The organism is Pseudoxanthomonas sp. (assembly GCF_002863005.1).
Lineage (GTDB): Bacteria > Pseudomonadota > Gammaproteobacteria > Xanthomonadales > Xanthomonadaceae > Pseudoxanthomonas_A.
Map to the genome: position 1 here is coordinate 23621 of NZ_PKDG01000006.1, position 20250 is coordinate 43870.

Below are 20250 nucleotides of genomic sequence, written 5' to 3' on the forward strand. Positions count from 1 at the left end.
ATGCCGGCCTTTCCGCAGCAGGTCCGTCGCATGCAGCTCTCTGATACCCGTGCCGTCATCACCGGCGGCGTTTCCGGCCTGGGACTGGCCGTCGCCCGGCACCTGGTCCAGCACGGCGGCAAGGCTGCGCTGTTCGACGTCAACGACGACAAGGGTGCGGCGGCCGTCGCCGAACTGGGCGACCTCAACGTCCGCTACTTCCGCACCGACGTGACCGACGAAGCCGGCGTCACGGCGAACATCGCCGCGGCCAGGGAATTCCTGGGCGGTCTGAATGCCGCGATCAACTGCGCCGGCATCCTCGGTGCCGGACGCGTGCTGGGCAAGGAGGCCCCGATGCCGCTGTCCACCTTCCAGGCGACGGTGATGGTGAACCTGGTGGGCAGCTTCAACGTGGCCAAGGCGGCCGCGGACGCGATGCAGCACAACACCCCGAACGCCGACGGCGAGCGCGGCATCATCGTCAACACGGCGAGCGTGGCGGCCTACGAAGGCCAGATCGGCCAGGCGGCATATTCGGCCTCGAAGGGCGGCGTGGTCGGCATGACCCTGCCGATGGCGCGCGAACTGTCGCGCTTCGGCATCCGCGTGATGACCGTGGCGCCCGGCATCTTCTGGACCCCGATGGTCGATGGCATGCCGGAAGCCGTGCAGCAGTCGCTCAGCGCGTCGATCCCCTTCCCGTCCCGCCTCGGCAAGCCGGAAGAGTTCGCCGACCTGGTCGCCTACATCCTCGGCAATCCCTATCTCAACGGCGAGACGATCCGCCTGGACGGCGCCGTGCGGCTGGCGCCGAAGTAAGTCCACCGCCTCTCTTTTTCCTTTACTACCTACGGTTCATCCATGAAGGCTTTTGACATCAAGAAGGGCAACGTCGTCGAACACAACGGCGGCGTGTACCAGATCCGCGACATCGAACGCAGCTCGCCGCAGGGCCGCGGCGGCAACGTGCGCTTCCGCTTCATCATGTACAGCGTGCCGGGCGGCAACAAGCTGGACGCCAGCTTCGACGCCGACGACAACCTGTCCGAAGTGGAGCTGCTGCGCCGCCAGGCGACTTACTCCTACAAGGACGGCGATGCGTTCGTGTTCCTCGACGACGAGGACTACACGCCTTACACCCTCGACGCGAACGTGATCGGCGACGATGCCGGTTACATCACCGATGGCCTGAGCGGCTGCTACGTGCAGGTGATCGACGAACTGCCGGTCGCGCTGCAGCTGCCGCAGCACGTGACGCTGGAAGTGGTGGAGACGCCGCCGGAACTGAAGGGCGGCACCGCCACCAAGCGCCCGAAGCCGGCCAAGCTCAATACCGGCATCGAGATCATGGTGCCGGAGTACATCACCAACGGCGAACGCATCCTGGTCAACACGACCACCGGCGAATTCGGCGGCCGCGCGGACTGACCCGCGGTTACGGCGCGCCTGCCGCGGCCAACGCCCGCAGGCGCGTACCGATCGCGTCCACGTTCGATTCGATCCCGCGCAGGGCTTCCCGCTGATCTTCGGGAAGCCAGCGCTCCAGGTCCTTCCGCAGGACCGCATCCTCGCCCCGGAGCCTGTCGACACGCACCCGTGCTTCGACGGCGATGCGCTCGCGTTCCTCCGATTGCGGCAATCCGTACCCTGCCGGCGCGAGTTCGGCGGGCTGGCTGACGAAGCTGGTATCGCCCAGCCACGCTCTCAGCGCCTGCACGGCGGGCGCGGCATCGGCAGGCACGTCGCGGCCGAGGTAGCGCCGCTTCAGCTCATCGCGCAACAGCAACTGCTGGCGGCGCAGCGCGGCGTTCTCGAGCACGAGCAAAGCCGCGCTCGCCTTCAGGTCGGCCTGGGACAGCCACGGCGCCCGCTCTGTCGGCGAGAGTGCCAACCATGCCTGCGCATCGGCGTGCGGCAGGGCAAGCGCCTGGCGGGCGACGGAATATAGAGTGTCGTAACGTGCGCTCATCGGTTCGAAGTAGTAGCCAAGACGGCGCGCCTGCTCGCCATCCTCCAGCACGCGACGGTCCGCGATGCCCGCCCGTTCCAGCTTCCTCAGCAGCCCTGTCGGCGTGATGCTCGCCAATGGCTCCCCGGCAAGCCGTGGCACGCCATCGTGCAGCAGCTTCCAGGTTTCGACGGCGCAGTTGTTGCTGATGAAGTAGTAGCGCCCGTCATAGCTCCAGTGGATCTGCGCGGCACGCTCAAGCAGCGAGGCGATCTCGTCACGCTGGAGCCGCAGCGGAATGGATTGCAGGCCGCGCAGTTCAACCTTCGTGTATTCCTCGATGACTTGGTCCAGCGGCAGCAGGAACACGCGCGACGGATACGAACCTGTCAGCCCCCGCCAGCTCGAAATCTGCACGTCGCCCACGAAGGCGCGGAACGACAGCACGCGATGATGGGCAAGGTCCAGCCCGCAATCCGGCCCCGGCACACGCCCCGGCGCGCAGACGACCAGGCGCAACATGCTGTGGCCCCAGCGGCTCATCGCTTCGCTGTTGCCTTCTGCCAGCAGGTAGTCGATTTCATAAACGCGTGCGGGATCCAGGGCCAGCAGCGATGCATTGCCGCGTGCCGCATCCGCCTCGAGGAAAGGCAGTCCCTCCGCGCATTCGGCCGACGCGGACGACTCGCCGAAATGCGATGCGAAATGCCTGTACAGCGCCGGACGCCGGCATGCGTAACTGCTGTCCAGCACGAAGTGTTCGAGATTGACGGCAACGAACTCCGACGGCCGCGTCAGCTCGTAGGCATCAGGGCTCCGGGCGATGAAGTCGTTGCGGCTGCGCCGGCCCGCGACGCGGAACACGCTGCGCTGCCAACCGGCCAGCTCGCGCAAGCGCGCATCCCCGGACAACACGTTGCGATGCGTGCGATCGTAGGCATGCGCGAGTTCGTGGACGAGCGCCTTGCGCGCCGCCGGGACGCGTGCGTCATCCAGCAATGCGCGGTCGAGCCACAGCCGGTGGCCGACACGGCGGCCTTGCACGTCGTGCGGAAGATTGGCGCGCCACCCCAGGAAGAGGTCTGGCGGCAATCCGTCTCGCCACGTGCGCGGCAAGCGGGCGAGGACATCGTCGACGAGCGCCTGCGTGGATGCGACCTGGGCCGTGTCGAGACCCGTAGGATCGACGCGAAGGGCGAAGGCAGGAAGCGCGTGGCCCAGCAGTGCAAAAGCCAGGACCACGCCGATGCGTCGGCTCCATGGCCGACGCGGGAACATCAACGCGCCAGGATGGCCTGGGCCAGCTGCATGTCGCTGGCGCGGCGCGCGGCTTCATCGGTCTCGCGCAGGTGGCGCAGCGCGGCTTCCAGCTGCGCACCGCGGATGCGGCCATTGCTGGCGACGAAGCTGGCTGCGTCTTCGCGGGCCTGTAGCACGATCTTGTCGTCGCCGGACGAGCTGTCGGACGATGCCGACGAACCGGCGGACGAGGCGCCCGCAGAGCTGCCGGCGAAGCTGCCGGCCAGGGCCGGGACGGAAAGTGCCAGCAACACGCCGGCCAGGATCAAACGGGACATGGATGTTTCCGGAGGGGACGCCGTCACCGGCGCGGTGCGCAAAGCCTACCTGCAATCGACGCGTGCCGGATGAACCCGCATCACCCTTGCGCGTCGAACAGCTTGCCCGGATTCATCAGTCCGTTCGGATCCAGCACCCGCTTGATGCCGCGCATCATGGCGATCTCTTCCGGGCTGCGCGTGCTTTCCAAGTAGCCCTTCTTGACCAGGCCGATGCCGTGCTCGGCCGAAATGCTGCCGTCATGCCGCTTCAGCGAGGCCGCCAGCACCTTGGTGACCTGCTCGCACTGGGTGACGAATTCCGCGTTCTCCATGCCGTCCGGCTTCAACACGTTGATGTGCAGGTTGCCGTCGCCGATGTGGCCGAACCAGACCACCTCGAACTGCGGATAGGCCTGGCCCAGCAAGGCCTGGGTCTCGGCCAGGAAGGCCGGCATGGCGGAGATGCGAACGGACACATCGTTCTTGTACGGCACGTAGCGGGCCAAGGCCTCCGTAATACCCTCGCGCAAGCGCCACAGTTGCGCGGCCTGCGCGTCGGACTGGCTGATCACGCCATCGCTGACCCAGCCCTGCTCCATGCAGGCCTCGAAGGCCGCCATCGCCGCCGCCTCCCTCGCCTCGTCGCCGATCGCGAATTCGGTGACCACGTAGTACGGATGGCTCTCGTCGAACGGCTTCTGCGCGCCGTGCGCCAGTACATGGTGCAGCGCGCGATCGGTGAAGAACTCGAACGCTTCCAGTTGCAGGCGCTCGCGGAAGGCGGCGAAGACCTGCATGAGCACCTCGAACGACGGCAGCGCCAGCAGCATGACGTTGGTCGGCGGCGGCGGATCGGTCAGCCGGACGGTGGCCTCGACGACGATGCCCAGGGTGCCTTCCGAACCGATGAACAGATGGCGCAGGTCGTAGCCGCTGGAGTTCTTGATCAGCGCCTTGTTGAGTTCCAGGACATCGCCGGTGCCGGTGACGACCTTCAGGCCGGCGATCCATTCGCGCGTATTGCCATAGCGGATCACCCGGATGCCGCCCGCGTTCGTCGCGATGTTGCCACCGATGGCGCAGGAGCCACGCGCGGCGAAATCCACGGGATATACAAGACCGTGCTCGCGCGCCGCGTTGTGCACGGCTTCCAGCGGCATGCCGGCCTGCACGGTCAGCGTGCGGTCGACCGCATTGAAGTCCAGCGCCTGGTTCATGCGCTCCAGGCTCAGCACCAGTTCGCCGTCCGCGGCGACGGCACCTCCGGACAGGCCCGTGCGTCCGCCCGACGGGACGACGGCGATGCGGTGCTGGTTCGCCCAACGCACGACAGCCTGGACCTCCTCGACCGTCGCCGGCAATGCGATCGCCAGCGGCGACGGCGTCCAGCGGCGGGTCCAGTCGCGACCGTAGTGCTCCAGATCGGCGGCATCGGTCTTCAATCGCAGCGCCGGAACGGCGTGCTGCAGGGCTTCCAGGCGCGGATCGCTCATTGCGGGGGCAGGACTTTCGGGGGCGCCCAGCGTGCCAGCGATGCGCGGTGGCGTCCAGCCGAGACGGACCTTGGTTTCAGTCGCAACCACGCGTAAAACCGCAACCGGACGTTCAATGGCGCGCCGCACCATCGATGCCCCCCATCTGGCATAGTGGCGGCCCTTTCCCCTCCGCTGCGACCTTTCCGGCAATGTCGATCAAGAAGACCTCGTACCCGAAGCAGGACATCCGCGTGCTGTTGCTGGAAGGGGTGAGCCAGACGGCGGTCGAAACGTTCCGCTCGGCGGGCTACACGCAGATCGAGTTCCACGAAAAATCGCTGCCGGAAGACGAGCTGAAGCGGCGCATCGCCGACGCGCACATCGTCGGCATCCGCTCGCGCACCCACCTGAGCGAGGACGTCCTGGCGCAGGCGCGCCGCCTGATCGCGGTCGGGTGTTTCTGCATCGGCACCAACCAGGTCGACCTGGACGCGGCGGAGCTGGCCGGCATTCCCGTGTTCAACGCGCCCTACTCCAACACGCGCAGCGTCGCCGAGCTGGTGATCGCCCAGGCCATCCTGCTGATGCGCGGCATCCCGCAGAAGAATGCCGAGTGCCACCGTGGTGGCTGGAGCAAGTCGGCCGCCGGCAGCCATGAAGTCCGCGGCAAGACGCTGGGCATCATCGGGTACGGCCACATCGGCACGCAGGTCGGCGTGCTTGCCGAAGCGCTGGGCATGCATGTGCTCTTCCACGACATCGAAACCAAGCTCTCGCTGGGCAATGCCCGCGCCGCCGTGAGCCTGGACGACCTGCTGGCACAGAGCGACGTGGTGACGCTGCACGTGCCTGAAACGCCGGCAACCCAGGGCATGTTCGGCCAGGCGCAGATCGCGGCGATGAAGCCGGGCGCGCACCTGATCAACGCCTCGCGCGGCACCGTGGTCGACATCGACGCACTGGCCACCGCCCTGAAGGCCGGCGCCGTGGGCGGCGCCGCGGTGGATGTGTTCCCGGTGGAGCCGAAAGGCAATGCCGAGTCGTTCGAGTCGCCGCTGCGGGGCCTGGACAACGTTATCCTCACGCCGCACGTCGGCGGTAGCACGCTGGAAGCGCAGGACAACATCGGCATCGAAGTGGCGGCCAAGCTGGTGCGCTACAGCGACAACGGCAGCACGCTGTCGTCGGTGAACTTCCCCGAGGTCACCCTGCCCGGCCACGACGGCAGCCGCCGCATCCTGCACATCCACCGCAACGTGCCGGGCGTGCTGTCGCAGATCAACGACATCTTCCGCGACCGCGGCATCAACATCGACGGACAGTTCCTGCGAACCGACCCGAAGGTCGGTTACGTGGTCATCGACGTCACCGCCGACGAGGAACAGACCGCCAGCCTGCGCGATGCGATGGCGGCGATCGACGGCACGCTGCGGGTGCGCGTGCTGTATTGAGCGGTAACCGTCGCGCCTCCAGGGTCAGCGCTGCCGCGCTCGATCGCATAAGCACTGCAGGAGCGGGCCATGCCAGCGATGCTCTCGACACCTTGCGCTGAAAGCATCGCGCCCATGGGGTGCTCCTACAGAGAATCCCCCTGGCCCACGGAGGTCTGCATCGCCAGCCATTTGCGTGCCATGCGGCTGAGGGACTCATCCGGCTCCGCGGCGATCGGTGCGATATCCCGCCAGGCCAGGTCCAGCGACTCCTCGCTGACCACATAGTCTTCGCTGCCATTGGCCCGAACGACGTAGCGGACGTCGTAGTGCCAGTGGCCCGGCACCCCGTTGCGCTCGGGGATCCAGTGGCGGTCGAGATCGAAGATGTCGCCTTCCACCGACAGGTCGGACAGGCCGGACTCTTCTTCCGCTTCCTTCAACGCAACGCGTGCCATGTCGCTGTCACCGTCTGCATGGCCGCCCAGCTGCAGCCAGCGCCCCAGCTTTCGATGGTGGGTCAGCAGCGTGCGGTGCCCGTCCGCACTCACCAGCCACGCGCCCCCGGTCAGGTGTCCCGCCAGCCGGTCGCGGAGGAAGGGATCGGCCGGATCATCGAGCACGGCGAGGAAGTGGGCCACCACTTCGCTTTCGCCGGGCCAGCGTCGCCCATAGGCAGCCAGATGTTCGCGGAGGACGTCATGGGGGGTGGGCACGGCGTGGCGGTCTCAAGGGCAAGGAAGTGGACTGCGATTATCGCCGGCCATGCTGCACCCGCGCTTGTGATCCCCCGCCCGCTTTGGCAAGGTACGGCCTTCCATGGGGCAAGCCTCCATGACCGTTGCCACCGCCCGGCGGATCTCTTCGTCGGCATCCAGTCTTTCAAGGGGACGCTGCGAATGCTCAAAGCTCTGTTCAGGGTCAAGCCGGTCGCCCCGGCAGGCCATGTCGATGCCGGTGAACCGGTCGAAGGTAGCCTGGATGGAGAAAGCGGGTTCAAACGGACGCTGACGGCCAAGCATCTGGTGATGCTGGGCGTGGGTGCGGTGATCGGCGCGGGCATCTTCGTGCTGACCGGCCAGGCCGCCGCCAACCATGCCGGCCCGGCGATCATGCTGAGCTTCGTGCTGGCCGGCATCGCCTGCGCCCTCGCCGGCCTGTGCTACGCGGAGTTCGCGGCGCTGATGCCGGTTTCCGGCAGCGCCTATTCGTACTCGTATGCCACGCTGGGCGAGTTCATCGCCTGGTTCATCGGCTGGTGCCTGGTGCTGGAGTACCTGTTCGCGGCCTCGACCGTCGCGGTGGGCTGGTCGGGCTACCTCAACAGTTTCCTCACCACGGTGGGCGTGCCCATCCCCGATGCGCTCGCCAATGCCACCTTCACGGTGGCGAACGGGGAATTCATCCGCTCAGGCGCCATCCTCAACCTGCCGGCGGTCTTCATCGTCGCTGCGGTCAGCGGACTGTGCTACGTGGGCATTACCCAGTCGGCGTTCGTCAACGCCATCGTGGTCGCCATCAAGGTCACCGTGATCCTGCTGTTCGTGGCCTTCGGCCTGCAGTACGTGGATCCGGCCAACTGGCAGCCCTTCATCCCCGCCAACGAAGGGCCGGGCAAGTTCGGCTTCGAAGGCGTCACGCGCGCGGCCGCCATCGTGTTCTTCGCCTACATCGGCTTCGACGCGGTTTCCACCGCCGCCGGCGAGGCTAAGAATCCCCAGCGCGACATGCCGATCGGCATCCTGGGTTCGCTGGCGATCTGCACGGTCATCTACATCGTGGTGTGCGCGGTGCTGACGGGCATGATGCCGTATACGCAACTGGGCACCGCCAAGCCGGTCGCCACCGCGCTCGAGGCCTATCCCAGCCTGCTGTGGCTGAAGACGCTGATCGAGATCGGCGCGATCGCCGGCCTGACGTCGGTGATCCTGGTGATGCTGATGGCGCAGCCGCGCATCTTCTACAGCATGGCCAAGGATGGTCTGATGCCGAAGATTTTCGGCAAGGTGCACCCGAAGTTCCAGACGCCCTACGTGGGCACGATCATCGTGGGCGTGATCGCCTCGGCGCTGGCCGGCTTCCTGCCGATCGGCCTGCTGGGCGAGATGGTGTCGATGGGCACCCTGCTCGCGTTCGCCACCGTGTGCGCGGGCGTGCTGATCCTGCGCTACACGCGGCCGGAGATCCCTCGCCCGTTCCGGGTGCCGCTGGCGATCGTGGTCTGCCCGCTCGGCGTGCTGGCATGCCTTTACCTGTTCGTCCAGCCCTTCATGGAGCACTGGAAGCTGTTCGTCGGCTGGACCCTGCTCGGCCTGGTGATCTACTTCAGCTACGGCTTCTGGAACAGCAGGCTCAGGCAACAGGCTTGATGGTTCCCAAGGCCGGCGAACGCATCGCCGGCCTTTTTGGTTGTACTCCTCGATAACGTCCCGGGATCACGCACGATGCTCCGACAACTGCTGGCCACCAAGCACCCCCACGCCGCCCACCAGGAAGCCGACGGCCTCAGCCTGCGCCGCACGCTCGGCCCCTGGGGCCTGACCGCGCTGGGCATCGGCGCGGTGATCGGTGGCGGCATCTTCGTGATCACGGGCCAGGCCGCGGCCAACCACGCCGGCCCGGCGATCATGCTGTCGTTCGTGCTGGCCGCCATCTGCTGCACGTTCTGCGCGCTGGCCTATGCCGAATTCGCCGCGATGGTGCCGGTGTCCGGCAGCGCCTACACCTACACCTACGCGACGCTGGGCGAACTGACCGCCTGGTTCATCGGCTGGATGCTGGTCCTCGAATACGGCGTATCGGCCTCGGCGGTGGCGGTCAGCTGGACCGGCTATCTGCTGAGTTTGCTCGAACACGCGAACATATATCTGCCCGAAGCCTTCGTCAGCGCGCCGCTGGATGCGCAATTGCGCCCCACCGGCGCGATCGCCAACGTGCCGGCTGCCCTTCTGGTGTTGCTGCTGACCTGGCTGTGCTACGTGGGCATCCGCAAGTCGTCGGCCATGAACATGGCGATGGTGGTGCTGAAGACCGGCCTGATCATCTTGGTCATCATCGCTGGCTGGCAGTACGTCGACCCGGGCAACTGGCAGCCCTTCATCCCGGCCAATGAAGGCCCGGGCAAGTTCGGCTGGGATGGCGTGCTGCGGGGCGCGGCGATGGTGTTCTTCGCTTACATTGGGTTCGAGGCGGTCTCGGTGGCGGCCCAGGAATCGCATCGCCCGCAGAAAGACCTGCCCGTCGGCATGCTGGCCTCGTTGGCCATCTGCACCATCCTCTACATCGCCATGGCCGCGGTGATGACCGGCCTCGTGCCCTATACCGCGCTGGGCACCGCCGAACCGGTGGTCACCGCGGTGGCGGCGCACCCGGAGCTCGACTGGCTGCGCATCACCGTGGAGATCGGCGCGCTGATCGGCCTGTCGTCGGTGGTGCTGGTGATGATCATCGGCCAGCCCCGCATCTTCATGATCATGGGGCGCGACGGCCTGCTGCCGCCGGTGTTCACCAAGATCCATCCGGAGTACCGCACGCCGCACATCAACACGGTCATCACCGGCATCGGCATCGCCCTGCTGGCGGCGCTGTTCCCGCTCGACATCCTGGGTGAACTTACCTCGATGGGCACCCTGATCGCGTTCGCCTCGGTCTGCGTGGGCGTGCTGGTGCTGCGCCGCACGCAACCGGACCTGCCGCGTCCGTTCCGCATCCCCGCGGCCTGGCTGGTCTGCTCGCTGGGCGTGCTGAGCTGCATGGCGCTGCTGTCGGCGATGACGGCGCACAACTGGATGCTGATGGGCGTCTGGACCGCGGTCGGCTTCCTGATCTATTTCTTGTACGGCTACCGCCACAGCCGGTTGCGCACGCCGCGCTGAGCGGGGCCGGCATCGGGGCAAAGGAAAAGGCGCGGTGTACCGCGCCTTTTTTTTGTTTTCCGTGAACCGGACGTATCAGGGCTTCTTGGCCCAGGCGCTGCACCAGCCCTTCGCGGCGACTGAGTTCTTCGGGAACAGCGTGCACGGGCCATGAGTCTGGCCTGCCGGTGCTTTGAAGAAGTTGCAGTTGGCGCAGTGATCGCCGCTCTTGTGCTTCGGGTGCTTCACCGTGGCGGCGTTGTCGCTGTAGGCGAGTGCCTTGGCGGTGGGGTTGTTGCCGTCCAGGGGCGGAAGGGCGGCGGGGGCCGCGGCCTCGGCGCGTACCGCGTGCCAGGCCAGCGGGGCCACCGCAGCGGCCGTCAGGATAGTGGTCAGGAAACGTCGGCGGGAGGCATCGTGGCTCATCTGGCTGGGCACCTGCGGAAGGGAACGGAAGTGTCTCCCCACCGCCCGATCCTCCGCATTGAGCAGGATCAATCCCACAGGGTCTTCGCGGTGCTTCCGCTAGAATGCGCCCCATGAACGCCCTGCCCTACGACGCCGACCGACTGCGCGACCGAGCAAAGTCCATCATTTCCAACGTCCGCGAGCTGTCGCAGCTGGGCTGGACCCCCGCGACGAGCAGCAACTTCTCCGAGCGGCTGGACGAACGCCATGCCGCCATCACCGTGTCAGGCCGCGACAAGGGCCGGCTGGTGGAAGCCGACATCATGGTGGTGGACTTCGAGGGCAAGGCCGTCGGCAGCGACCATCGCCCGTCGGCCGAGACACTGCTGCATACGCAGCTGTACCGCCGCTACCCCGAGATCGGCTGCGTGCTGCACACGCATTCACTGGTGCAGACGGTGGCCTCGCGCCTGTTCGCCGGCGCCGGCCATGTCCGGCTGGAGGGCTTCGAACTGCTGAAGGCCTTCCACGGCAACCACACCCACGAGATGGCCATCGACGTGCCGGTGTTCGCCAACACCCAGGACATGCCGACCCTGGCCGCGCAGGTCGACGCGCTGCTGGATCGGCAGCCGCTATGGGGCTACCTGATCGACGGCCACGGCCTGTACGCATGGGGCCGCACCATGGCCGAGGCGCGGCGGCACCTGGAAGCCTTCGAATTCCTGTTCGCGGCCGAACTGGAGCTGCGCAAGCTCGGCTGCCGGCGCTGATAGCCCGCGGTTATCGCGGCGTTCCATTTCCGCAACAGGGCGTGGGACCGGGTTTGCTACCCTAGCGTCCCCCCTCGCCGCCTCACGCCCTTGCCATGAGCCGACTGCGCATCTTCCGCGAATCCGATCCTGCCACGCCGGAGTTCGCCAGCTACGACCCCGACTTCATCGCCACCGAACTGAAGAAGATCGGCGTGACCTTCGAGCGCTGGAAGGCGAACAAGGCGATCGCCCCGGGTGCGCCGCCGGAAGAGGTGATCGACGCGTATCGTGCCGACATCGACCGGCTGGTCGCCGAGCGCGGTTTCAAGACGGTGGACGTGGTCAGCATCGCGCCGGACAACCCGCAGCGCGAGGCGATGCGCGCGAAGTTCCTGGACGAGCATTACCACAAGGAAGACGAAGTGCGCTTCTTCGTCGCCGGCTCGGGGTTGTTCACCCTGCACGTGGGCGACAGGATCTACGAGGTCGAGTGCGTGCAGGACGACCTGATCGGCGTGCCGGACAGCACGCTGCACTGGTTCGACATGGGTCCGGAACCCAGCTTCGTCGCCATCCGCTTCTTCACCGAGCCGGATGGCTGGGTGGGTCATTTCACCGGCACCACGCTGGCGCAGCAGTTCCCGCGCTACGACGGCCTCACCGACGGGCACTGACCGCGCGAGCAGGGCCGAGCCTGCCCGGCTGCATCGCCATCCGGAGAAGCGCGGCGGAGCACGCTCCACCCTACCGACGACATCGAAGGACACCATGCCCGTTTCCGCCATCCTGACCGACATCGAAGGCACCACCAGCAGCATTTCGTTCGTGAAGGACGTGCTGTTCCCGTACGCGCGCCGCGCCCTGCCCGGCTTCGTTCGCGACCACGGCGGCGAGCCCGAGGTACGGCGCTGGCTGGATGTGGTCGCGACCGAGCACGGCAGCATCTGCAGCGACGACGTCATCGTGGAAACGCTGCAGGGCTGGATCGACCAGGACCGCAAGCACACCGCGCTGAAAGCGCTGCAGGGCCTGGTCTGGGAAGCGGGCTACCGGGACGCCGATTTCACCGCGCACATCTATCCGGATGCCGCGCCCGCGCTGCACGGCTGGCATGCGTCGGGCTATCCGTTGTACGTGTACTCGTCCGGCTCCGTGCCGGCGCAGAAACTGTTCTTCGGCCACAGCGACGCCGGCGACCTGACCGCCCTGTTCTCGGGCTGGTACGACACCGAAGTCGGCGGCAAGCGCGACGCGGGAAGCTACCGGACGATCGCCGGGCGCATGGGCGTGGCGCCCGGGGAGATCCTGTTCCTGTCCGACGTGGTCGAGGAACTGGACGCCGCGCGCGAGGCCGGCCTGCAGACGTGCCTGGTGGACCGGCGCGAGGACTATCCGCAGCCGCGCCTCGGGGAGGACGCGCACGGCCACCCGCGCGTCGTCTCCTTCGCCGACATCGCGCTGCCCGCCGCGTGAGCGACGCCGCGGTGCGCCGGGCCACGCTGGCCGGGCTCGCGGCGATCCTGCTGTGGGCGTCGCTGGCGCTGCTGACGACGGCCACCGGCGACCTGCCGCCCTTCCAGGTGCTGGCGATCAGCTTCGGCATCGCGGCAGTCCTCGGCCTGTCGCGCGCGGCCCTGCGCGGCCACACGGGCTGGCGCGAACTCCGGCAACCGCTGCCTGCCCTCCTGCTGTCCACGCTGGCGTTGTTCGGCTACCACGCGCTGTACTTCATCGCGCTGAAGCGCGCGCCGGCAGTGGAAGCCAACCTGCTGAACTACCTGTGGCCGCTGCTGATCGTCGTGTTCGCCGGTCTGTTCGGCGGCGTGTCGGTACGTGCGGGCCAATGGCTGGGCACGGCGCTGGGGCTGGCGGCGGCGGTGCTGCTGGTCACCCGTGGCCAGGGCCTGCACGTGGCGCCTGCACATGTACCGGGCTATCTCGCGGCGCTCGGCGCAGCGCTGATCTGGTCCCTGTACTCGGTGCTGAATCGACGCCATGCCGAAGTGCCGACCGCCGCGATCACCGTGGCCTGCGCCGGTGTTGCCATCCTGGGCGCCGTCGCGCACCTGGCCAGCGAACGGACGCTTGTACCCACTGGCCGCCAATGGGCGGTGCTGGCGGTGATGGGGGTCGGCCCGGTGGGCGCCGCGTTCTGGCTGTGGGACCACGGCACCAAGCGGGGCGACATCGCCCTGCTGGGCAGCTTGTCCTACCTCGCTCCGCTGCTGTCGACGCTGTTGCTGGTGGCATCGGGCCGCGTGCAGGCGCACGCGGTGCACGCCGTGGCGATCGTCCTGCTGCTGACCGGCGCCTGGCTCAGCGTGAAGGCAGGCGGCGCGCGGCGCTGACGGCGCCTGCCGTCGGTACGCGCCTCAGACGCCGAGCATCGACGCCACCGGACTGTCGAGCCACGGTGCCATCGCGACCATTGCCGAGGCGCCCGACGCCGTACGCGTGCCGCGCAGCCAGTTCCTGACACGATGGAATGCCGCCCCGGCCCCGGTCACGGCCGGCAACATGCGCGCCTTCATGACGTCGCGCGCGGAAGACAGGCCCACGGGATGCGGCGAGAAGCCCACCGGCCTGCCCCACTTTCGCAGGCGATGGTTCAGCTGCATGGCGTTCGACCAGCGCAGCGTTTCGTCGGTCTGGAAGAAGAACGACAGCGAGATCGAGACGTCTTCGGCGCCATTCTTCACGTAATGGCCCGAGATGTAGGGAATGTGCAGCGCATCGCCAGGCTGGAAATCGAACTTCTCCGCATGCCGGTCCAGTTCGTCGCGCCACAGCGTGACCGACGGCTCCCGCGCCATGTAGGCCTCGCAGACATCGTTGGGCACTATGTCGTCGCGGAAGTTCGGGAATACGGCGACCTGCTTGCTGCCGCGGATCTGCATCAGGAAGTTGGAATAGCGGTCGAAGTGGAACGGTGTCACCGTGTTCCCGCCGTGGGACGCGCGCGTGGTGTCGGACGAGGACACCGAACACTTCTTCGCCAACACCGGCCAGCGACCGCCCTGGCGTGCCGAGGCGCAGGCGCTCGGCACCACGTTCGACTTCTCGCCCGGCGAGGCGCTGCACATCCCGTTCGTGTCGGGTCATCACGTCCGCAACGGCGACGACGACATCTCGATCTCGCTGTCGATCATCTTCAACACCCCGCAGACCCGGGCGCTGATCCGTGCGCTCGCCTTCAACCACCTGACCCGGCCGCTGATGCGGCGCATGGGCCTGCAACCCCGGCGCGTGGCGCTGGATGGCGGCGGCGTACCGTTCAAGTCCATGGCCTGGAGAGCGGGCGCCCGGTTGCGGCGGCTCTTCCCTGGCTCCGCCTGACACGAGGCGACGCCGCGTCAGCCGTGGATCTTCTCGCCGCGCGCGAGCATGGCGACCAGCTTCTCCACGCGCGCCTGCTTCGTTTCCGCCTTCACCGCCGTCTGCACGCGCCAGCACACGGCATAGCGGTTGGCCCGGTCGAGCGTATCGAAGAAGGCCTTGGCCTTGCGGTGCCGGGCCAGCGCCAGCGCCTTGGCCAGTTCCGGCGGCACCTCCATGGATTTCGCACCGTCATAGGCCGCGTCCCAGCGCCCGTCGGCCCTGGCGGCGTCGACCTCGCGCTGTCCCGCCGGTCGCATGCGTCCTGCGGCGGTCAAGGCCTCGATCTTCGCCACGTTGATCTTCGACCAGGTGCTGCGCGCGCGACGCGGGGTGAAGCGCTGCAGGAAGAACTGCGCGTCGAAACCCTTCTTCTGACCATCGATCCAGCCATGGCACAGGGCGACATCCAGCGCTTCCGCGTACGTCACCGACGGAATGCCCGTGCCCTTCTTGGCGATCTTCAGCCATACGCCGGCGGACGACGCGGCATAGCCCTCCAGCCAGCGCTCCCAGGCCGCGGCGTCTGCGAAATGTTCGGTCGGGAGGTCGGGCGCGGCCATGCTCAGGGCTCCGCCGTCTGCAGACGGTACGTGGTGTGCGCCGTCAGCTCGCCGCGCCAGCGGTCATGGGCGCGCACGTCCACGCGATGCTCGCCTTCGGCCAGGCCGGTGGGCAACGCACCGCGCCACAGGTGGTGCGACGGCTCGGCTTCGGGCGAGCGGTCGTAGCCGCGCAGTGCATCGGCCAGGTCGTCGCGCATGTTTTCCACCAGCAGCGACGGATCGGGCTGGTCGACACGCTTCATCGGTGTCCACGCGCCGCCGTCGACACGGTATTCCACGCGCGTGTCGGCGTCGCCCATGTAGACGTTGGCGTAAACGCCCCATGCGGGATACGCGCCCTTGCGCAGCACCCTGGGCGCATGAAGGCCGATGCCGCTGTCGTCGACCGCACGTGCCGGGTGCCACGACAGCGTGTAGTCACCGCCCGGTCCCACGCTCAGGCGCGCGTACCCGTTCGGCGTGCCATCGGCCATGGTCGTGTCGGGAATGCCCTGCGCATCCTTGACGCCCGACCAGTAAGCGCCGCAGGCCGCGCCCACGTTGTACTCGTGCAGGGGACGTGGCCCGTGCCAGCCGGTGGCGGCGTCGTGGTACCAGTGCCGCTGCGTGTGGGTGTGCCCGCTCAACAGCAGCACGTGGGGGAAGTCCTTCAGCATCGCGAACAGGCGCTCGCGGTCGGCGGCGCGGAATCCGCGTGCGCCGTCTTCGAAGAACGGGATATGCACGCCGATCACCAGCAACCGGTCCTTGCGCACGGTCGGCAGGTAGGCCTGCAGGAAGGCGAACTGGTCCTCGCGCAGGCCGCCGGAATAGGCCGGCGACTTCCCCGGCTGGTAGAGGATGTCGTCCAGTCCGATGAAGGTCGCCGCCTCCTCTTCCCAGGCGAACGTGTCCGGCCCCAGGTGATGACGGAAGGTACGCAGCGATGCCTCATCGCCGGCCGCATCGAGATCGAGGTCGTGGTTGCCGGGGATGAACAGCCACGGGACCTGCAGGCTCATCGTCGTGCGCAGGATCTCCGGATACAGCGACAGGTCGTCATTGGTCACGTCGCCCAGCGTCAGCCCGAGCGAAGCACCGTGCGTGCCGACCAGGGGCTGCACGATGTCGCGCCAGTAGTAATCCACGTCCCGCACGGAGGAGGTCTGGCTGTCGGCGAACAGCAACACGTCCAGGCGCGCCGGTACCGCAGCCTGTCGCGGCCGCAGCGCGAAGTGCGTGCAATCGGGTTGGCGCTGTGGAATGCCGCCGTATTTCAGCTCGGGGCCGGCGTGGTACTGCAGGTTGCGCCAGCGCGCCGGCAGCCCGTCCGGTCGTACCGCCACGTCGTAGCCCGCCGGCTTGATGAGGAAGACCGTGCGGCCGTCGACGTAGTCGAGCGTGTAGTCGCCCCGCGCATCGGTGACGGCGATGGCGATGCCGTTGGACACCTTGACGCCCGGCAGCCCGGGCTCGCCCGCATCGCGGACGCCATTGCCGTTGCCGTCCTCGAACACCTGCCCCCCGCCGCACGGCGGCGGCAAGGCGTGGGCCGGAACGGCCAGGCAGGCCAGCAGCAGGACGATGAGCGAAGCGCGCACGGGAATTCCAGCGGGGGGCGATCGCCGGATTATGGCGCAGGGATGATGTCTTGCAGGAGCGCCCTGGGGTGCGCTGCTTTTTCGTCGTCCGCCGCGGAGAGCATCGCGCCCCAGGGTGCTCCTACGATCGGCCGGTGTGCATGCCTACGCGCCGTGGCGCTCGCGCAGCACGCCGACCGCATCGGCGAACGACAGGCCGCGCGAGCGCAGCAGCACGATGAGGTGGTAAAGCAGGTCGGCGCTCTCGCCCAGCAAAGCCGCTTCATCCTGTGCCACCGCCGCGAGCGCGGTTTCCACGCCCTCCTCGCCTACCTTCTGCGCGATGCGGCGTACACCGGCCTCGAACAGCCGCGTGGTGTAGCTGTCGGCGGGACGCTCGCGCTCGCGCTGCGCGACCAGCGCATCGAGCTCGGACAGGAACGCGGCCGGCGCCGAGGGAAAGCAGCTCGCGCGCTGCAGGTGGCAGGTCGGCCCGCGCGGGTACGCGAGGACCAGCAGGGTGTCGTTGTCGCAGTCGGCCTCGACCGAGACGACGTCCAGCACGTGGCCGGAACGTTCACCCTTGGTCCACAGGCGCTGCTTGCTGCGGCTGAAGAACGTCACGCGCCTGTCGGTGAGCGTCGCCTCCAGCGCTTCTCGGTTCATGTAGCCCAGCATCAGCACGCGAAGGTCGGCCGCGTCCTGCACGACGACGGGCAGCAGCCCTTCACCCTTGTCCCAGTCGAGGCGTGCCGGATCGAATGAGCTGGGTTGGTTGTCAGTCGCCACGTCGCACCTCGATGCCCTGCCCTGCCAATGCCTGCTTCAACGCGGGAATCCGGATGTACCCGCTGTGGAAGACGCTGGCCGCCAGCGCACCGTCCACATCCGCCTGTTCGAATACCGACATGAAGTGCTCGACCTCGCCGGCGCCGCCCGAGGCGATCAACGGCACCTCGCAGAGCGCACGCACGGCCTGCAACTGCGCCAGATCGTAGCCACGGCGCACGCCGTCCTGGTCCATGCAGTTCAACACGATTTCGCCGGCACCGAGGCGCTGCGCCTGCACCACCCAGTCCAGCGTCCGCAGGCCGGCGCCCTGCATCTTCGACGGATCGCCGGTGTAGCGGCGCACACGCCATTCGCCATCCGGCTCGCGAATGGAATCGATGCCGACCACCACGCACTGCACGCCGAACGCGCGGGCCAGTTCGCCGATCAGGTCGGGACGCTCCAGCGCCGGGGTATTCACCGATACCTTGTCGGCGCCGCTGTAGAGCACGCGCCGCGCTGTCGCCACGTCGCGGATGCCGCCCGCCACACAGAACGGGATGTCGAGCAGGCGCGACACCCGCTCGATCCAGGCATAGTCCACCGAGCGGCCCTCCGGACTGGCGCCGATGTCGTAGAAGACAAGCTCGTCCGCGCCTTCGTCCCGGTAGCGCAACGCCAGGTCGGCGATGTCGCCCATGTCCACGTGGTCGCGGAATTTCACGCCCTTGACCACGCGCCCCTCGCGCACGTCCAGGCACGGGATGATCCGCCGGCTCAGCATGCCAGCGCCTCCGGCAGCGTGAAGCGACCTTCGAGCAGCGCGCGGCCCAGCACGATGCCGGCGCAGCCCGCCTCGCGGGCGCCCTCGACGTCGGCAACGGCGCTGACGCCACCCGACGCCTGCACCGCCAGCGACGGGACGGTGTCGTGGAGGTAGGCGTAGAGCGCGAGGTTGGAGCCGGTCAGCATGCCGTCGCGCGCGATGTCGGTGCACAGCAGGTGGCGCAGGCCGGCGTCGGCGTAGCGCACGGCGAGTTCGTCCAGCGTCTCCGACGCGGTCTCGGTCCAGCCATGCACGGGCAACCGCCAGATGCCGTCGCGGTCGCGGCGCGAGTCCAGCGCCACGGTAATGCGCTCGCTGCCGAACTCGGCCAGCCACGCCAGCACGGTGTCCGGCTCGCGAACCGCCAGCGACCCGATCACCACGCGGTCGGCGCCCGCATCGAGGATGCGGGCGACGTCGTCGCGCTGGCGCACGCCACCGCCCGTCTGCACCTTCAGCGGCGTGTTCCGCGCGATCTCGCCCAGCAGCGGCGCAAGCGTGTAGCCGCCCGCACGTGCCGCATCCAGGTCGACCAGGTGCAGCCACTGCGCGCCCTGCTCGGCGTAGCGCGACGCGACGTCGAGCGGCGCGCCTTCGTAGCGCGTCTCGCGCGCGTAGTCGCCCTGCGCCAGGCGCACCACGCGGCCATCGCGCACGTCGATGGCGGGATATACGATGAAACCGGTCATTGCAGTCCGTACTCGATGAAATTCTTCAGCAAGCGGGCGCCGATGGCCCCCGATCGCTCGGGATGGAACTGCGCGCCGGCCACGTTGCCGCGTTGCACGATCGCGGCGAAATGCTGGCCATGCTCGCTGCTGGAGAGACAGTCGTCGTCGACCGGCGCGGCATAGCTGTGGACGAAGTAGGCATGGTCGCCTTCCTCTATTCCCTCCACCAGCGAGCTCTCGCGTCGCCGATGCAGCGTATTCCAGCCCATGTGCGGCACACGGATGCCGGGCGAGGCCTGCAGTTTCCGTACGCGTCCCGGCAACAGGCCCAGGCACGGGGTGTCGTCTTCTTCCGAGTGCGCGAACAACAGCTGGACGCCCACGCACACGCCCAGCAAGGGTTTTTCGAGCGTGCGCAGCACATCCACCAGCGCCAGGTCCTCGAGCCGTTTCATGCAGACGGCCGCCGCGCCGACACCCGGCAGGATCACCCGGTCGGCGGCGCGGATCGCCGCCGCATCCCCGGTCAGTTCCGCGTCCACGCCGAGGCGTTCCAGGGCATAGCGCACCGATCCGATATTGGAGCCGCCCGCATCCACCAGCGCCACCCGCATCACAGCGCGCCCTTGGTGGAAGGCAGGTCGGCGCCTTCGCGCTTGATCGCCTGGCGCAAGGCCCGCGCCAGCGCCTTGAAGCTGGCTTCCACCTTGTGGTGGTCGTTGTCGCCCTCGACCTTCAGATTGAGGTTCAGGCCGGAGGCGTCGCAGAGCGAACGGAAGAAATGGGGCACCAGTTCGGTCGGCAGGTCGCCGACACGCTCGCGCTTGAATTCGCCGCTGAAGACGAAGTACGGCCGCCCGCTGAAATCGAGCGCGGCGCTGGCCAGCGTTTCGTCCATCGGCAGCGTGAAGCCGTAACGGCCGATGCCGCGCTTGTCGCCCAGCGCTTCCTTCAGCGCCTGGCCGAGCGCCAGGCCGGTGTCCTCGACGGTGTGATGCTCGTCGATGTGGAGGTCGCCGTCGGCACGCACGTCCAGCGCAAAGCCGCCGTGCTTGCCGATCTGTTCGAGCA

The 20250-nt window shown here is 67.9% G+C and carries 22 protein-coding genes and 1 pseudogene; 10 read left to right on the top strand and 13 right to left on the bottom strand.

The window, feature by feature from the left end:
• Positions 1 to 30: 30 nt before the first annotated feature.
• Positions 31 to 801, top strand: a complete 771-nt coding sequence (locus CYU89_RS00870; RefSeq protein ID WP_296278333.1) for an SDR family NAD(P)-dependent oxidoreductase — start codon at positions 31 to 33, stop codon at positions 799 to 801.
• Between the two features lie 42 nt (positions 802 to 843).
• Positions 844 to 1410, top strand: a complete 567-nt coding sequence (gene yeiP, locus CYU89_RS00875; RefSeq protein WP_296278334.1) for an elongation factor P-like protein YeiP — start codon at positions 844 to 846, stop codon at positions 1408 to 1410.
• Between the two features lie 7 nt (positions 1411 to 1417).
• Here the strand turns inward: yeiP and CYU89_RS00880 are convergent, their stop codons facing one another.
• From CYU89_RS00880 to CYU89_RS00890, 3 genes are all read right to left on the bottom strand, one after another.
• The gene (locus tag CYU89_RS00880; RefSeq protein ID WP_296278335.1) at positions 1418 to 3172 is read right to left on the bottom strand and encodes a DUF4105 domain-containing protein; all 1755 of its coding nucleotides are present in this window, start codon (positions 3170 to 3172) and stop codon (positions 1418 to 1420) included.
• Between the two features lie 35 nt (positions 3173 to 3207).
• Entirely contained in the window at positions 3208 to 3507 is a 300-nt protein-coding gene (locus CYU89_RS00885; protein ID WP_296278336.1) for a DUF2388 domain-containing protein, read from the bottom strand.
• A gap of 80 nt (positions 3508 to 3587) precedes the next feature.
• Positions 3588 to 4982, bottom strand: coding sequence for an FAD-binding oxidoreductase (locus CYU89_RS00890; protein ID WP_296278337.1), 1395 nt, complete (start codon positions 4980 to 4982; stop codon positions 3588 to 3590).
• 191 nt (positions 4983 to 5173) lie between these two features.
• Here CYU89_RS00890 and serA point away from each other — a divergent pair, with 191 nt between their 5' ends.
• Complete coding sequence (serA, locus tag CYU89_RS00895; protein WP_296278338.1) at positions 5174 to 6415, top strand: phosphoglycerate dehydrogenase; 1242 nt, start codon at positions 5174 to 5176, stop codon at positions 6413 to 6415.
• Positions 6416 to 6540: 125 nt separating this feature from the next.
• On the opposite strand, the gene CYU89_RS00900 is transcribed toward serA, so the two are convergent.
• Complete coding sequence (locus CYU89_RS00900; RefSeq protein WP_296278353.1) at positions 6541 to 7077, bottom strand: NUDIX hydrolase; 537 nt, start codon at positions 7075 to 7077, stop codon at positions 6541 to 6543.
• A 216-nt stretch (positions 7078 to 7293) separates the two neighbouring features.
• Here CYU89_RS00900 and CYU89_RS00905 point away from each other — a divergent pair, with 216 nt between their 5' ends.
• Both CYU89_RS00905 and CYU89_RS00910 read left to right on the top strand, forming a co-directional pair.
• Entirely contained in the window at positions 7294 to 8763 is a 1470-nt protein-coding gene (locus CYU89_RS00905; RefSeq protein ID WP_296278339.1) for an amino acid permease, read from the top strand.
• A 75-nt stretch (positions 8764 to 8838) separates the two neighbouring features.
• A complete protein-coding gene (locus CYU89_RS00910; RefSeq protein WP_296278340.1) occupies positions 8839 to 10269 on the top strand; it encodes an amino acid permease in 1431 nt (476 codons plus the stop codon).
• A gap of 75 nt (positions 10270 to 10344) precedes the next feature.
• Here the strand turns inward: CYU89_RS00910 and CYU89_RS00915 are convergent, their stop codons facing one another.
• The gene (locus tag CYU89_RS00915) at positions 10345 to 10746 is read right to left on the bottom strand and encodes a high-potential iron-sulfur protein (protein WP_296278341.1); all 402 of its coding nucleotides are present in this window, start codon (positions 10744 to 10746) and stop codon (positions 10345 to 10347) included.
• 41 nt (positions 10747 to 10787) lie between these two features.
• On the opposite strand from CYU89_RS00915, the gene CYU89_RS00920 reads away from it, so the two are divergent.
• The 4 genes from CYU89_RS00920 (at position 10788) to CYU89_RS00935 (ending at position 13759) form a co-directional block, all read left to right on the top strand.
• Positions 10788 to 11429 carry a methylthioribulose 1-phosphate dehydratase gene (locus tag CYU89_RS00920; RefSeq protein ID WP_296278342.1) on the top strand — a complete coding sequence of 214 codons (642 nt, stop codon included), beginning with the start codon at positions 10788 to 10790 and terminating at the stop codon, positions 11427 to 11429.
• Positions 11430 to 11524: 95 nt separating this feature from the next.
• Positions 11525 to 12085 (top strand): acireductone dioxygenase, encoded by a 561-nt coding sequence (locus CYU89_RS00925; RefSeq protein WP_296278343.1) that lies wholly within the window; start codon positions 11525 to 11527, stop codon positions 12083 to 12085.
• 94 nt (positions 12086 to 12179) lie between these two features.
• Positions 12180 to 12884, top strand: coding sequence for an acireductone synthase (mtnC, locus tag CYU89_RS00930; protein ID WP_296278344.1), 705 nt, complete (start codon positions 12180 to 12182; stop codon positions 12882 to 12884).
• Positions 12881 to 13759 (top strand): EamA family transporter, encoded by an 879-nt coding sequence (locus tag CYU89_RS00935; protein ID WP_296278345.1) that lies wholly within the window; start codon positions 12881 to 12883, stop codon positions 13757 to 13759. The genes mtnC and CYU89_RS00935 overlap by 4 nt, the downstream gene beginning before the upstream one ends.
• A 24-nt stretch (positions 13760 to 13783) precedes the next feature.
• Here CYU89_RS00935 and CYU89_RS00940 read toward each other — a convergent pair whose 3' ends face one another.
• Complete coding sequence (locus tag CYU89_RS00940; RefSeq protein ID WP_296278346.1) at positions 13784 to 14347, bottom strand: cupin-like domain-containing protein; 564 nt, start codon at positions 14345 to 14347, stop codon at positions 13784 to 13786.
• 1 nt (position 14348) lies between these two features.
• Here CYU89_RS00940 and CYU89_RS00945 point away from each other — a divergent pair, with 1 nt between their 5' ends.
• Positions 14349 to 14747, top strand: a complete 399-nt coding sequence (locus CYU89_RS00945) for a hypothetical protein (RefSeq protein WP_296278347.1) — start codon at positions 14349 to 14351, stop codon at positions 14745 to 14747.
• Between the two features lie 17 nt (positions 14748 to 14764).
• Here CYU89_RS00945 and CYU89_RS00950 read toward each other — a convergent pair whose 3' ends face one another.
• The 7 genes and pseudogenes from CYU89_RS00950 to CYU89_RS00980 all read right to left on the bottom strand — a co-directional run.
• Complete coding sequence (locus CYU89_RS00950) at positions 14765 to 15349, bottom strand: YdeI/OmpD-associated family protein (RefSeq protein WP_296278348.1); 585 nt, start codon at positions 15347 to 15349, stop codon at positions 14765 to 14767.
• A gap of 2 nt (positions 15350 to 15351) precedes the next feature.
• Complete coding sequence (locus CYU89_RS00955; protein WP_296278354.1) at positions 15352 to 16911, bottom strand: calcineurin-like phosphoesterase family protein; 1560 nt, start codon at positions 16909 to 16911, stop codon at positions 15352 to 15354.
• A gap of 165 nt (positions 16912 to 17076) precedes the next feature.
• On the bottom strand, positions 17077 to 17700 hold the full coding sequence (gene hisIE / locus CYU89_RS00960) for a bifunctional phosphoribosyl-AMP cyclohydrolase/phosphoribosyl-ATP diphosphatase HisIE (RefSeq protein WP_296278349.1): 624 nt from the start codon (positions 17698 to 17700) through the stop codon (positions 17077 to 17079).
• On the bottom strand, positions 17690 to 18466 hold the full coding sequence (gene hisF, locus CYU89_RS00965; protein WP_296278350.1) for an imidazole glycerol phosphate synthase subunit HisF: 777 nt from the start codon (positions 18464 to 18466) through the stop codon (positions 17690 to 17692). The genes hisIE and hisF overlap by 11 nt, the downstream gene beginning before the upstream one ends.
• The gene (gene hisA, locus CYU89_RS00970) at positions 18460 to 19197 is read right to left on the bottom strand and encodes a 1-(5-phosphoribosyl)-5-[(5-phosphoribosylamino)methylideneamino]imidazole-4-carboxamide isomerase (RefSeq protein ID WP_296278351.1); all 738 of its coding nucleotides are present in this window, start codon (positions 19195 to 19197) and stop codon (positions 18460 to 18462) included. Before hisA ends, hisF begins: the two co-directional genes overlap by 7 nt.
• On the bottom strand, positions 19194 to 19793 hold the full coding sequence (gene hisH / locus CYU89_RS00975; RefSeq protein WP_296278352.1) for an imidazole glycerol phosphate synthase subunit HisH: 600 nt from the start codon (positions 19791 to 19793) through the stop codon (positions 19194 to 19196). Before hisH ends, hisA begins: the two co-directional genes overlap by 4 nt.
• Positions 19793 to 20250 (bottom strand): annotated as a pseudogene (locus CYU89_RS00980) (bifunctional histidinol-phosphatase/imidazoleglycerol-phosphate dehydratase); the annotation flags it as partial. The gene hisH and the pseudogene CYU89_RS00980, both read right to left, overlap by 1 nt.